A 12905-nucleotide genomic window follows, 5' to 3' on the forward strand; every position below is an offset into this window, starting at 1 on the left:
CGTTGGTCTGATCACAAGAGACCGGCGGTCTGTAGACTGCGGGCATGACCTTCCAGCGAGCGCGCAGCGAGGAGCAGCGGGCCGAACGCCGGCGGGCGATCCTGGCGACGGCGACCGCGATGCTGGCCGAGCAGCCGGTCGCCGAGCTCACGCTGAACGAGCTGAGCCGCCGGGTCGGCCTGGCGAAGTCGAACGTGCTGAACTACTTCGAGTCGCGCGAAGCCGTGCTGCTGGAGTTGATGAACGCCGAGACGGCCGCCTGGCTGACCGAGTTCGAGGCCGCGCTGGCCGGCATCGACCCGGCACGTCCGGCCGCCGAGCGGGCCGAGTCGCTGGCGAGCACGATGACGGAGACGCTGACCGCGCGGCCGATGCTGTGCGAGCTGATCAGCGCGCAGGCGGCCGTCCTGGAGCGCAACATCTCGACCGACGTCGCGCTGAACTTCAAGCGGGCCGCCATCGGGCACTCCCAGCGGATGACGGCGGCCATCCTGGCCGCCGTACCGGAACTGGGCGAGCAGGGCACCGTCAACTTCGTCGCCTCCGGGGCGCTGCTGGCCGGGGCGCTCTGGACGCACTCCCGGCCACCGGCGGCGATCCTCGCGGCGTACGAGGCCGCGCCGGAGCTCACCGCCTTGCGGGTCGAGTTCGAGCCCGCCCTCCGGACCGCCCTGGACAGCCTGATCTTCGGACTGCTGCCGCGCTGACTAGGGCAGGTAGTAGTTCGGGTTGGGCAGCTTGAAGGTGCGGTCGGCGTAGCCACCCTTCAGGTCGGAGTACTGGTCGCCGAAGTTCGCGACGATGTCGTAGCCGAGCGACTCGATGTGCGCGCGGGTCGCGGCCTTGTAGTGGATCGTCGTACAGGCGCCGTTCGGGTCCCCCGCACAGGCCTGCTTCAGGTACGCCGGGTAGTCGGCGACGGCCGGCTTGGTGAACAGGCCGTCCTCGCCACCGCGCAGGGTGGTCGGCTTCGGGTAGCCCGCGTCGACGCCGACGCCGTCTGCGGTCAGGTTGCCCAGCGTCGCCTGCTCCTGCGCCGCACCGCGACCGGTGAGGAAGAAGATCGCATAGCCCTCGCGCTCGGCCGTCTTCACCAGGTCGACCATGCCGGGCACCGCCGGGAACTTCTGCTCCAGCACGTACTGGCCGTTCGTCGCCGGGTTGAACGCCCAGTTGCTGGCGAGCTCGTAGTTCCAGGTCGCCAGCGCGGTGTCGTCGACGTCGAGCAGGATCGCCTTCGTGCCGCGGGTGTGCGGCCGGGCCGAGATCCAGCGCTTGCCGTCGGCCGCAACATCCCTCGCCTCCCGGGCGTAGTTGCTGTCCGCCGCGAACGTCCCGGTACCGAGCGGGTCGCCGTAGTAGTTCCGCAACTGCTGCCGCAGGACGTCGATGTTGGTGACCTGGCGCTCGGTCCGCGGCGTCGAGGTCTGGATGGCCGGCTGCTGGGCCGCAACCCCGGCCGAGTAGGCGACTCCACCGACGACCGCGACACCGGCGACGGCCGCGACCCCGGTCAGCACCAGCCGGCGCCAAGAACGGTGAACCATGATGTGCCTCTCGCGAGAAATATTGCTGACCAATGCAAAATAGCCCCGCCGGCCGGCCGCTGTCATCCACTCTCTGAGACCGGCGGAAACCTGCCAGACGACGAGCTAGATTTCCCGGTGCTGACAGGAGTCTTTCGAGGGGTGGCTGATGACCTGCGCTGCTGAGCTGGCGCCCGCGCGACCGTTGTGGTCGTCCAACTTCCGGTTCTACTTCGGGGCCCGGACGACGTCGCTGCTCGGGGACGCGATGATCCCGGTCGCGCTGTCGGTCGGCGTACTGCAGGCCGGGTACGGCGCGACCGGGGTCGGCTACGCGCTCGGCGCCTGGCTCGCGGCGGTCGCGTTGTGCATGTTGTTCGGCGGCGTGCTGGCCGACCGGTTCACGCCGCGGCGGATGATGGTCCTGGCCGACTTCGCGCGGTTCGCGTTGCAGGCGATCACGGCGGTGCTCTTCGCGGTCGGTACGCCGTCGCTGGTCCTGATCGTGGCGCTGCAATTCCTCAGCGGGGCGGCCACCGCGATGTTCCAGCCGGGCGTCGCGAGCATGGTCCCGCAGGTCGCGGACGACGTGCAGCGGGCCAACGGCACCTTGCGGATCGCCGAGTCGATGGCGGGGGTGCTCGGCCCGGCGCTGGCCGGCGTACTGGTCAGCATCTCCGGGCCCGCCGTGGTCTTCGCGATCTACGCGGCGACGTACGCCGTCAGCGGCGCGTGCCTGCTCGCGCTGAAGCTCGACACCGCCCCGGCCGCCGCCGGCGCATCCTTCGTCAGCGAGCTGGTGGAGGGCTGGCAGGCCTTCCGGGCCCGCACGTGGCTCTGGTCCGTGATCGCGATCTTCGGCCTGTACGGGTGCTTCGTCGTCGGCGTCTCGCTGCCGATCGGTGCCGAACTGGTGATCGACCACCTGAACTCGACCGCTCTCGGCCTCGGCCTGGCCGCGTTCGGCGCCGGCGGGGCGATCGGCGGCACGGTGGCCATCCGCGTCCGCCCCCGGCATCCGCTGGCCGCCGGCTCGATCGGGTGGGCGCTGTTCGCCATCTATCCCCTGGTCCCCGCGCTGAACCCGAGCCTGCCGGTCCTGATGGCCGGCTGGGCGGTCGCCGGCGCGGGCATCGCGTTCTGGTCGGTGCTGTGGTCGACGACCGTGCAGACCCAGGTCCCGCCGGAGCTGCTCAACCGCGTCTACGCGTACGACGTCGCGGGTTCGCTCGTCACGATGGCCCTCGGCCGTACCCTCGCCGGCCCGCTGGCGGGGATCACCGGCACGGTCCCGCTGATGGTGTCGTCCGCGATCCTCGGGGTGTTCTGCGCCGCGCTGCTGCTCGTCGTACCGGCTACTCGGCGGCTTCGGGTGCGCTGAACTTCCGCACGTACCGGTGGCACGGGACGGGGATCGTGCCGCCGTCGACCGCGGCCTGGTAGTCGAAGGCGCCGGCGTCGGTCCAGCCGGAGCGTTCGTAGAAACGGCGAGCCCGGTCGTTGCCGGTGGCAACGGCAAGCCAGGCGGCGGGATGCCCGGCGGCTTCGACCTGCCGTTCCGCTTCAGCGAGCAGCACACCGGCGACCCCTGAGCCCCGGTGATCGCGCGAGACGTAGACCTGCTCGACCTCGTCGCCTGCGACGATCACGAACCCGGCCACCACCTCGGCCGGTGTTTCGGAGGAGGCGGCCGTGGCGTCGACGACCGCGACGGTCGTCTCGGCGACCCGCTCCCTGGCCCGGCTCCAGAACGTGTCCTTCGTCCGGACCGCCGCCAGCTCGTCCGGGACGTTGCCGTCGTGACCGTCGTGCCAGCCCGTGTGCCAGATGGCGGCGACGGCCTCTGCGTCGGCAGGGGTGGCGGGGCGCACTCTCATGCGCCCCACCGTCGCATCTACTGGGGGTCGTAGGCCAGGTTCGGTCGCAGCCAGCGCTCGATCTCGGCCACTTCCAGACCCCGGCGCTTGGCGTAGTCCTCGATCTGGTCCTTGCCGAGCCGGCCGACGCTGAAGTAGCGCGCGGACGGACTGGCGAAGATCAGGCCGGACACCGCCGCGGCCGGCGTCATCGCGTACGACGTGGTCAGGCCGAGGCCCAGCTTGTCGGCCTCGATCAGCTCGAACAGTTCCTTCTTCTCGCTGTGGTCCGGGCTCGCCGGATATCCCAGCGCGGGCCGGATGCCCCGGAACCGCTCGGCGTGCAGGTCCTCCAGCACCGGGTCGGCGTCCGGCTCGAACCAGGCCTTGCGGGCCTCCAGGTGGATCCACTCCGCGAACGCCTCGGCCAGCCGGTCGGCCAGGGCCTTGACCATGATCGCCCGGTAGTCGTCGTTCTTCGCCTCGTACGCCGCCGCCAGTTCCTCGGCGCCGTGGATCGCGACCCCGAAGCCACCGAGGTGGTCGCCGGCGGGCGCGACGTAGTCGGCCAGGCAGCGGTTGTGCCGGCCGGCCGGCTTCTCGGTCTGCTGGCGCAGCATCGGGAACGACACCCCGAGCCCGTCCAGGACGATGTCGTCACCCTCGCTGTGCGCGGGCCAGAAACCGTACGCGCCCTCGGCCCGGAACGACCCCTCGGCGATGATCTGGTCCAGCAGCGTGTTCGCGTCGTCGAACAGCTCGCGCGCGACCGGCTGCTCCAGGATCGCCGGGTACTTGCCCTTCAGCTCCCAGGCCAGGAACAGGAACTGCCAGTCGATCATCGCCCGCAGCGTCTCGATGCTGGGCGACTCCCGGCGCAGACCGGTGAAGGCGGGCACCGGCAGTTCGCCGTACTCGACCGGTTCGGCGTTGGCACGGGCCTGCTCGAGCGTCAGCAGCGGCGCGCGCTGCTTGTTCGCGTGCTGCTCGCGCAGCCGGTCCTGGTCCTCACGGTTGCTGATGGCAAGGGCCGCGGACCGGTCGTCGTCGAGCAGGTCGGAGACCACGCCGACCACCCGGGACGCGTCCAGCACGTGCACGGTGGTCTGGTCGTACGCCGGGGCGATCCGGACCGCGGTGTGCTGCTTGGACGTGGTCGCGCCGCCGATCAGCAGCGGCAGCTTCATCCCGCGCCGCTGCATCTCCTCGGCGACCGTGACCATCTCGTCGAGCGACGGGGTGATCAGCCCGGACAGGCCGACCGCGTCCGCGCCGACCTCGATCGCGGTGTCGAGGATCTTGCCGGCCGGCACCATCACGCCGAGGTCGATCACCTCGTAGTTGTTGCAGCCGAGCACCACGCCGACGATGTTCTTGCCGATGTCGTGCACGTCGCCCTTGACCGTGGCGAGCACGACCTTGCCCTGGCCGCGCACGTCCTCGGCGCGGCCCTCCTGGCGGGCCAGCTCCTTCTCGGCCTCCATGAACGGCTCGAGGTAGGCGACCGAACGCTTCATCACCCGGGCGCTCTTCACCACCTGCGGCAGGAACATCTTGCCGGCCCCGAACAGGTCGCCGACGATCTTCATGCCGTCCATCAGCGGACCCTCGATCACCTCCAGCGGCCGGGCGAACTGCTGCCGGGCCTCCTCGGTGTCGTCCTCGATGAAGTCGACGATGCCGTGCACCAGGGCGTGCGACAGCCGCTCCTGGACCGTGCCCTCGCGCCAGCTCAGGTCGACCTCGCGCTGGGTGCCCTTGCCCTTCACGTTCTCGGCGAACGAGACCAGCCGGTCGGTGGCGTCGTCGCGCCGGTCGAAGATGACGTCCTCGACCAGCTCCAGCAGGTCCTTCGGGATGTCCTCGTAGACCGCCAGCTGACCGGCGTTCACGATGCCCATGTCCAGGCCGACCTGGCCCGCGTGGTACAGGAACGCCGAGTGCATCGCCTCGCGCACGATGTCGTTGCCGCGGAACGAGAACGACAGGTTCGAGATGCCGCCGCTGATGTGCACGCCCGGACAGCGCTGCTTGATCAGCGGCAGCGCGTCGATGAAGTTCTTGGCGTAGCCGTTGTGCTCGGACATGCCGGTGGCCACGGCCAGCACGTTCGGGTCGAAGATGATGTCCTCGGGCGGGAAGCCGATCCCGGTGAGCAGGTCGTAGGCCCGCCCGCAGATCGCGACCTTGCGCTCGACGGTGTCGGCCTGGCCCTGCTCGTCGAAGGCCATCACCACCGCGCCGGCGCCGTAGTCACGGATCCGCCGGGCGCGTTCGAGGAACTCCTCCTCGCCCTCCTTCAGGCTGATCGAGTTGACCACGCCCTTGCCCTGCACGCACTTCAGGCCGGCCTCGAGCACGGTCCACTTCGAGCTGTCGATCATGATCGGGATCCGGGCCACCTCGGGCTCGGTCGCGATCAGGTTCAGGAACGTGGTCATCGCCTGCTCGCTGTCCAGCAGGTCGGCGTCCATGTTCACGTCCAGCAGGTTCGCGCCACCGCGGACCTGCTCCAGCGCCACGTCGACCGCGGCCTGGAAGTTGCCGGACTCGATCAGCCGGCGGAACTTCGCCGAGCCGGTCACGTTGGTCCGCTCGCCGATCATCACGAAGCCGGTGTCAGCGCCGATCTTGAACGGCTCCAGGCCGCTGAACCGGGTGTTGGTCTCCGCCGGCGCGACCGTGCGCGGCTGCTGCCCGCGGACCGACTCGGCGATCTTGGCGATGTGCGCGGGCGTCGTACCGCAACAGCCGCCGACGATGTTGACCAGGCCGGACTCGGCGAACTCGGCGAGCATCCCGGCGGTCTGCTCGGGGGTCTCGTCGTACCCGCCGAAGGCGTTCGGCAGGCCGGCGTTGGGGTGCGAGGCCACGTAGGTGTCGGCGAACCGGGCCAGGTCGGCGACGTGCGGGCGCATCTCCTTCGCGCCGAGCGAGCAGTTCACCCCGACGACCAGCGGCCGGGCGTGCTCGATCGAACTCCAGAACGCCTCGACGGTCTGGCCGGACAGCGTCCGCCCGCTCAGGTCGACGATCGTCACCGAGATCCACAGCGGCAGCTCGGGGGCGACCTCACGGGCGGCGGCGATCGCGGCCTTGCAGTTCAGCGTGTCGAAGATCGTCTCGATCAGCAGCAGGTCGACACCACCGTCGCGCAGCGCCGCGATCTGCTCGGCGTACGCGTCCTTGACCTGCTCGAAGGTCACCGCCCGGTACGCCGGGTCCTCGACCCGCGGCGACAACGACAGCGTGACGTTCAGCGGGCCGATCGAGCCGGCCACGAACTTGCCGCCGGCCTCGTCGGCGGCCTGCCGGGCCAGCCGGGCGCCCTCCAGGTTCATCTCGCGGACCAGTGACTCCAGGCCGTAGTCGGCTTGGCCGATGCTGGTCGCGGTGAAGGTGTTCGTGGTGGTGATGTCGGCGCCGGCGGCCAGGTACTGCCGGTGCACGTCGAGAATGACGTCCGGCCGCATCAGGTTCAGCAGGTCCGGGTCGCCGGTGACGTCATGGGTGTGGTCGACGAAGCGATCGCCCTTGTAGTCCTCGGGGGTCAGCTTCGCGCCCTGCAGCATCGTGCCCCACGCACCGTCCAGCACCGCGATGCGCTGGTCGAGCAGGTCTCGCAACGAGCTTGTGGTCACCCTTGGCCTCCAGAAGATCTTCCGGAGGCGCCCTTGCGGTCTACTGACTCAGGACGAGCGTGGCGGGCCTCCGGCCCGTTGCAGCGCCTCTCGACCTGGATCGATCATGCTACCGGCCGGGGCGGCGAGGCAAAGAATCACTGCTCGACAAATGAGACGGCTGTCCACGATGTGTCAGCCTCTTGCGTCAACCGATCAGGGCCTGCAAGGACGGCCCGTACAGGTCCGCGACCAGCTCCGGATCCGCTGTCGCCGCCGGCCCGGTCTTCCGTACGGCGAGCAGCGCGCCCAGGCCGAGCAGGTGCGCGACGATCAGCTCGGCCCGGACGTCGACGTTGTCGCCGTCGAGCCGGTCGGCGAAAGCTTGTACGACCTGACTGCGGAAGCGCTCCCGCATCATCGCCCGCTCGTCGCCGCTCCCGGCGGCGAACACCACCCGGACCAGCAGGTCCGACTCGTTCTCGTGGCGCCACCGCACCAGGGTCAGTACGGCGTGCCGGCCGAGCGACGCGTTCGGCGCTGCCAGCAGCAACTCGGCCGCTTCGCCGAAGTCGGACACGACGTCGAACAGCTGGTCCTTCCCGCCGAAGTGCTTGACGATCAGCGACGCGCTGACCCCGGCGTCGGCGGCGATCCCGCGCAGCGTCACCGCGGCGTACGGCTGCCGGGCGAACGCGCGCCGCGCCGCCAGGAGGATCGAGGTCCGGCCGGCGTCGGTCACGCGCACAGCATGCCCGATCTCCACCAGCCACGCCGAACACGCGAGCGGATGGCCCAATGGAGCACGATCGAAATGGCCCATCCTTCGGAGCCACTCCACGCCTACGGTTGTCGAATGACCGAGCTGCTGACGTGGCGTGCGCGATGAGCCGGATCTTTCTGGCCGGGGCGACCGGGGTCGTCGGGCGGCACCTGCTGCCGCGGCTGGTCGCGGCGGGGCACGAGGTGACCGCGCTGACGCGTCGTACGGCGGACGCGGAGGGGTTGCGGAGTCAGGGGGCGCGGGCGGTGGTGGGTGACGTGTTCGATGCCGACGGCTTGCGATCCGTGGTGGCGGCTGCGGCGCCTGAGATCGTGATGCACCAGTTGACCGACCTGACCGATCTCGACTTCGCGGCGAACGGGAGGATCCGCCGGGTGGGGACGCGGAACCTGGTGGATGCGGCACTGGCGGCGGGCGCTCGGCGGATGGTGGTGCAGAGCATCGCGTGGGTCTACGAACCGGGTGACAGGCCGGCAGGCGAGGAGACACCCCTCGACCTGGCGGCGGAGTCCGAGAGCCGGCGCGGCATGGTCGACGCGGTCGCGACGATGGAACGGATCGCCGGCGAACTTCCCGAGTGGGTCGTCCTCCGGTACGGCGCTCTCTACGGACCCGGCACCTGGTTCGCTCCGGGCGGCTTGAGGAGCACGCAACTCCACGAAGGCTCGCTGGTCGCCGACGCCGACGTCAGCAGCTTCCTGCACGTAGAGGACGCGGCGGCGAGTGCGGTCGAGGCGCTCGACTGGCCGACCGGCGTCGTGAACGTGGTGGACGACGTACCGGCCCCGGCGAGTGAGTGGCTGCCGGTGTTCGCGCGGGCGGTCGGAGCGCCGGCGCCGGAGGTGGTGCGGAAGGAGAGGACCGGCTGGGCCAGGGGTGCGGACAACACGCACGCCCGCAAGAACTTGGGATGGACACCGCTGCACAGTTCGTGGCGGGAGGGATTCGCGCAGACAGCAGCCGGGCCCGGGGGCGCCTGAGGGGGTGGCGCCGGCCGGGCCCGGCTTGTTCGGTCCGCTGCGTGGGGGGAGGCGTCAGCGGACCGGTCCAGTGGTGAGTTCGATGTCGGCGGTGTGCTGCCGACCGGTCTGGTCGATCCAGGTGACGGCGACCTTGTCGCCGGGGTGGTGCGCGTTCAGCGCGGTGGCCAGGGCGTCGGCCGAGTCGACCGCCGTACCGCCGACCTTGGTGATGACGTCGCCGGCCGCCAGACCCGCCTGGGCGGCTTTGCCGTTGGCGACCACGCCGTTGACGACCGCGCCCTGGGTGCCGTTCGCGAGCACCGTGATGCCGAGGATCGGGGAGGCGCCGATGTGCACGTCGGCCGAGGACTGACCGGACTCGATTTGATCGGCGATTGCCATCGCCTGGTTGATCGGGATCGCGAAGCCCTGGGTCGGGGTCGCCGCGTTGCCCTGACCGTCGCCTTGGCTGCCCTGCCCGTCTCCTTGCCCGTCACCCTGGGACTGACCGCCGCCGAAACCGCCGCCGAAACCGCCGTTGCCGAAGCCGGGGTCGCCGGTGCCGAAGCCGGGGTTGCTGGGGTCGGGATTGCTGGGGTCGAACGCCGTCTGCCCGGGCTGGTTCTGGTTGCCGGAGCCGCCCGAGCCGGCGGTGTCGACGCCGACCACCTCGCCGGACGTGTTGGCCAGCGGGCCGCCGGAGTCGCCGGCCTGGATGTTCGCGTCGGTGGCGATCAGGCCGGTCAGGTTCTCCGGGTCCTGCCCGGACTCGTCGGTCGCGGTGATCGCCTGGTTCAGCCCGGTCACCTTGCCGGCCGCGTAGCTCGGCTGCCCGCCGACGCCACCGGCGTTGCCGATCCCGACGACCTGGTCGCCGAGCTTCACGCTGGAGGAGTCGCCGATCTTGGCCGTCTGCAGATCGGAGGCGTCCTTCAGCTTCAGGACGGCGATGTCGTGGTTGTCGTCGTACCCCACGACGCTGGCCTGGTAGGTCTTCCCGTTGCCGACGTCGACCACGCTGATCTGCGTCGCCCCCTGGACGACGTGGTGGTTGGTGAGCACCTCACCGTCCGGCGTCAGCACGATGCCGGTCCCGGCGGCGCGGGCTCCTTCGAAGCCGAGCACGGTGTTCACGTTCACCAGTCCGGGCGACACCTTCGCCGCGACATCGGCCGGGCTCAACACCTGCGCGAGCTGCGAGGAGTGGGCCTGGACGTGCTGATCGATGCCCCAGGCCACCGAACCGGTCACGAGCACCGCGGCTAGACCGAGCGCGCCGATCATCGCCGGCATCCGGCGGCGCCGCTTCGGCGGCTGGTGGAACGGCTGCCCGGGCCACGGACCAGGCTGCGGGTACCCGTACGAGACGTAGCCGGGCGGCGGGTATCCCTGCTGCTGCCAGTGCTGCTGCGGCCCTTGCGGTCCCGGTCCCTGGTACGGCTGCCGCGGCCCCTGGTAAGGCTCCTGCTGCGGCCGCTGCTGCTGGGGCCCCTGCGGCACCGGCCCCTGCTGCTGTCCCTCGTCCATGGTCCCTGCGCCTCCTCAGGCTTCGTTCTTCCTGAGATCGAGTAGACCTCGCCGACCTGAGAACTCCATCGGGCGAATAGAGGAATCAGCTGAGAATCGGGTGTGCTCCGGAACACATCCGAAAGCAGGTGCCGGCGGCAACTATTTCAGCAACCGCCGGACCGCTTCGACGACCGCCCGCCGCCGGATCGCCCGGCCGGGCACCGCGGACTCGAACTCCGGGTTCATCGACGACCAGCTGGTCGCAATGGCCTGCACCAGCGACAGCAACTCGACCGGGCTGAAGTCACTCGCCACAGCGCCGGACCTGAGGACCCGCTCCAGCTCACCGAGCCGATCCGCGTTGACGTCGAGCACGACCTCCAACCGCGCACTGCCCGGCCGCTCCAGCCGGTACCAGACCGCCAGCCGCAGATGCTCGGGGTGCTCCTCGAAGTAGTCGAACACCCGCCCCGCGTACGCCGGCAGGTCCTCCGCGCTGAACCCGACCTCGGCCAGGTAGGCCTCGACGTACGCCGTGAAGACCGCGTCGAACAGCTGGTCCTTGTTGCCGTAGTACGCGTAGAGCATCGCCTTGTTGCAGCCGGCGACCTCGGCGATCCGGTTCACCCGCGCCCCGGCGATGCCGAGCTGGGCGAACTCCTCGGTCGCCGCCACGAGGATCTTCCGCCGGGTCCGCTCGGCATCACGAATCTTGCCCGGCACGTACTCCGGCCGCTGCCGAGCTCGTATCCCGTGTTCCGGTCCGCCACGCTCCATACCGTTCAGCTTACCAACCAACCAGTCGGTTGATTATTCGGTTGCGGGGGTGTTTCCTGGAGGTATCCAACCGGATGGTTAGTTAGCGAAGGCGAGGAAAACAAAAGATGTCCGATGTGATGACCGATGGTGGGCCACGTGACGAGCAGCCGGCGCCGAGCGGCCGGCCGGACCAGCCCAACCACGGCAAGGCGAGCGGCCAGGCCAGCGACCGGGCGAGCGGCCGGCCGGACCAGCCCGACCACGGCAAGACCTGGCTGATCACCGGCAGTTCCCGCGGTCTCGGCCGCGAGCTCGCCCTGGCCGCCCTCGAGGCGGGCGACCGCGTGGTCGCGACCGCCCGTACCCCCGAGCAGCTCGACGACCTGGTCGCGAAGTACGGCGACCGGGTGCGCGCGGTCGCGCTCGACGTAACCGACGCGGCGGCCGCGCGCACCGCGGTCCAGGTCGCACTCGACGCGTTCGGCGGTCTGGACGTGGTGGCCAACGACGCCGGCTACGCGAACAGCGTGCCGATCGAGGAGATGGCCGAGGACGACTTCCGGGCCCAGGTCGAGACGAACCTGTTCGGCGTCGTCAACGTGACCCGGGCGGCGCTGCCGGTGTTCCGCGAGCAGCGCGGCGGCCACTTCCTGCAGTTCTCGTCGATCGGCGGCCGGGTCGGCGGTACGCCGGGCATGGGTGCCTACCAGACCGCGAAGTACGCCGTCGAGGGCTTCAGCGAGGTGCTGAACAACGAGGTCAAGCCGTTCGGCGTGAAGGTGACGATCGTCGAGCCGGGCGCCTTCCGCACCGACTGGGGCGGTTCGTCGATGACGATCCCGCCGGTCGGCCCGGACTACGAGTCCACCGTCGGCGCGATCAACACCTACCGCCGGGACAACGACGGCAAGCAGCCCGGCGATCCGGCCAAGGCAGCCCGGGCGATCGTCGAGGTCGTTGCCCTGGACAACCCACCGCTGCGGCTGTTGCTCGGTAAGGACGCCCTGGAGACCGCCCGCAAGTCGTCGGTCGCGCGCGCCGAGGAAGCCGAGCAGTGGGCCCACGTCAGCACGTCGACGGACTACTGACCCGCCAGGAAGGCATCGATCAGCGCGTTGACCTCGACCGGATTCTCCAGCGCGGCCAGATGAGCGGTGCCTTCCAGTACGGCGAACGTCGCGCCCGGGATCGCGTCCGCCATCACCTGCGTCTCGGCGACCGGGAAGGTCGCGTCCTCACGACCGGCGACGACCAGCACGGGAGCCGTGATCGCGCCGAACAGCTCCCGCTGGTCGGGCCGGCGCGGCACCACACTGGTGACCGCGTGCCGGACCGACCCGACCTCCGCGCGTCGCGCCACATCATTGACGAAGGCAACGACTTCGGGACGGTCGCGCCGGCTGGTCGGTCCCAGGAAGGCGTCGCGGACCGGACCGGCCAATAGACCGCGCATCCCACCCAGCAGCCGAGCGGCCGCGACCAGGACCGAGTATTCGGCCTTGTGCCGCAGGCCGGCCGGCGAAGCAGTCGCGTTCATCAGCACCGCCCGGTCGACTCGATCGGGGTGCAGCGCGGCGAAGGTTCCGCCGATCATGCCGCCCCACGAGTTGCCGACCAGGTGGGCCCGATCGATGCCGAGGGCATCGAGCAGCTGCACCACGACCTGGGCGCATTCGGCGAAGCTGAAGCCCCGGCGCAAGGGACTGCTGCCCCCGTGCCCGGGCGGATCCACCAGTACGACGCGGAACCGGCCGGCGAAGTGCTCCGCCTGGGCGTTCCACAGCGTCCCGTCCATCAGCAGGCTGGGCCAGAACACGATCGCCGGCCCGTCTCCCCCGATCCGAAGGCGAACCCGGCCGAGCACCGTGTCGACGTACTGGTCTTCCATG

Annotated in this window: 11 protein-coding genes; 4 read left to right on the forward strand and 7 right to left on the reverse strand. The window is 70.3% G+C overall.

Annotated features, from left to right (window positions below):
• The first annotated feature begins 44 nt into the window (after positions 1–44).
• Positions 45–707, forward strand: a complete 663-nt coding sequence (locus ACQPXM_RS34020) for a TetR family transcriptional regulator (RefSeq protein WP_432941637.1) — start codon at positions 45–47, stop codon at positions 705–707.
• Here ACQPXM_RS34020 and ACQPXM_RS34025 read toward each other — a convergent pair whose 3' ends face one another.
• Complete coding sequence (locus ACQPXM_RS34025; RefSeq protein WP_432941640.1) at positions 708–1547, reverse strand: HAD family acid phosphatase; 840 nt, start codon at positions 1545–1547, stop codon at positions 708–710.
• A gap of 148 nt (positions 1548–1695) precedes the next feature.
• Between ACQPXM_RS34025 and ACQPXM_RS34030 the strand changes: the two genes are divergently transcribed.
• Positions 1696–2907 (forward strand): MFS transporter, encoded by a 1212-nt coding sequence (locus tag ACQPXM_RS34030; protein WP_432941643.1) that lies wholly within the window; start codon positions 1696–1698, stop codon positions 2905–2907.
• Here the strand turns inward: ACQPXM_RS34030 and ACQPXM_RS34035 are convergent.
• From ACQPXM_RS34035 to ACQPXM_RS34045, 3 genes are all read right to left on the reverse strand, one after another.
• The gene (locus tag ACQPXM_RS34035) at positions 2882–3403 is read right to left on the reverse strand and encodes an N-acetyltransferase family protein (RefSeq protein WP_432941645.1); all 522 of its coding nucleotides are present in this window, start codon (positions 3401–3403) and stop codon (positions 2882–2884) included. The genes ACQPXM_RS34030 and ACQPXM_RS34035 overlap by 26 nt on opposite strands.
• A 17-nt stretch (positions 3404–3420) precedes the next feature.
• The gene (gene metH / locus ACQPXM_RS34040) at positions 3421–7023 is read right to left on the reverse strand and encodes a methionine synthase (protein ID WP_432941647.1); all 3603 of its coding nucleotides are present in this window, start codon (positions 7021–7023) and stop codon (positions 3421–3423) included.
• A 187-nt stretch (positions 7024–7210) separates the two neighbouring features.
• A complete protein-coding gene (locus ACQPXM_RS34045; protein WP_432941649.1) occupies positions 7211–7744 on the reverse strand; it encodes a TetR family transcriptional regulator in 534 nt (177 codons plus the stop codon).
• Positions 7745–7887: 143 nt separating this feature from the next.
• Here ACQPXM_RS34045 and ACQPXM_RS34050 point away from each other — a divergent pair, with 143 nt between their 5' ends.
• Positions 7888–8766: an NAD-dependent epimerase/dehydratase family protein gene (locus ACQPXM_RS34050; protein WP_432941651.1), complete on the forward strand. Its 879-nt coding sequence runs from the start codon at positions 7888–7890 to the stop codon at positions 8764–8766.
• Between the two features lie 54 nt (positions 8767–8820).
• Here ACQPXM_RS34050 and ACQPXM_RS34055 read toward each other — a convergent pair whose 3' ends face one another.
• Complete coding sequence (locus ACQPXM_RS34055) at positions 8821–10275, reverse strand: S1C family serine protease (protein WP_432941654.1); 1455 nt, start codon at positions 10273–10275, stop codon at positions 8821–8823.
• A gap of 141 nt (positions 10276–10416) precedes the next feature.
• On the reverse strand, positions 10417–11034 hold the full coding sequence (locus ACQPXM_RS34060; protein ID WP_432941657.1) for a TetR family transcriptional regulator: 618 nt from the start codon (positions 11032–11034) through the stop codon (positions 10417–10419).
• Positions 11035–11141: 107 nt separating this feature from the next.
• Between ACQPXM_RS34060 and ACQPXM_RS34065 the strand changes: the two genes are divergently transcribed.
• On the forward strand, positions 11142–12104 hold the full coding sequence (locus ACQPXM_RS34065; protein WP_432941660.1) for an oxidoreductase: 963 nt from the start codon (positions 11142–11144) through the stop codon (positions 12102–12104).
• Here ACQPXM_RS34065 and ACQPXM_RS34070 read toward each other — a convergent pair.
• Positions 12098–12904, reverse strand: coding sequence for an alpha/beta fold hydrolase (locus ACQPXM_RS34070; RefSeq protein ID WP_432941663.1), 807 nt, complete (start codon positions 12902–12904; stop codon positions 12098–12100). The genes ACQPXM_RS34065 and ACQPXM_RS34070 overlap by 7 nt on opposite strands.
• Position 12905 lies beyond the last annotated feature (1 nt).

This window comes from Kribbella sp. CA-253562, from assembly GCF_050942265.1.
GTDB lineage: Bacteria > Actinomycetota > Actinomycetes > Propionibacteriales > Kribbellaceae > Kribbella.

Coding starts and splice junctions, on each gene's coding strand:
- ACQPXM_RS34020 (WP_432941637.1), top strand. CDS start 45: ATGACCTTCCAGCGAGCGCGCAGCGAGGAGCAGCGGGCCGAACGCCGG.
- ACQPXM_RS34025 (WP_432941640.1), bottom strand. CDS start 1,547: ATGGTTCACCGTTCTTGGCGCCGGCTGGTGCTGACCGGGGTCGCGGCC.
- ACQPXM_RS34030 (WP_432941643.1), top strand. CDS start 1,696: ATGACCTGCGCTGCTGAGCTGGCGCCCGCGCGACCGTTGTGGTCGTCC.
- ACQPXM_RS34035 (WP_432941645.1), bottom strand. CDS start 3,403: ATGAGAGTGCGCCCCGCCACCCCTGCCGACGCAGAGGCCGTCGCCGCC.
- ACQPXM_RS34050 (WP_432941651.1), top strand. CDS start 7,888: ATGAGCCGGATCTTTCTGGCCGGGGCGACCGGGGTCGTCGGGCGGCAC.
- ACQPXM_RS34055 (WP_432941654.1), bottom strand. CDS start 10,275: ATGGACGAGGGACAGCAGCAGGGGCCGGTGCCGCAGGGGCCCCAGCAG.
- ACQPXM_RS34060 (WP_432941657.1), bottom strand. CDS start 11,034: ATGGAGCGTGGCGGACCGGAACACGGGATACGAGCTCGGCAGCGGCCG.
- ACQPXM_RS34065 (WP_432941660.1), top strand. CDS start 11,142: ATGTCCGATGTGATGACCGATGGTGGGCCACGTGACGAGCAGCCGGCG.
- ACQPXM_RS34070 (WP_432941663.1), bottom strand. CDS start 12,904: ATGGAAGACCAGTACGTCGACACGGTGCTCGGCCGGGTTCGCCTTCGG.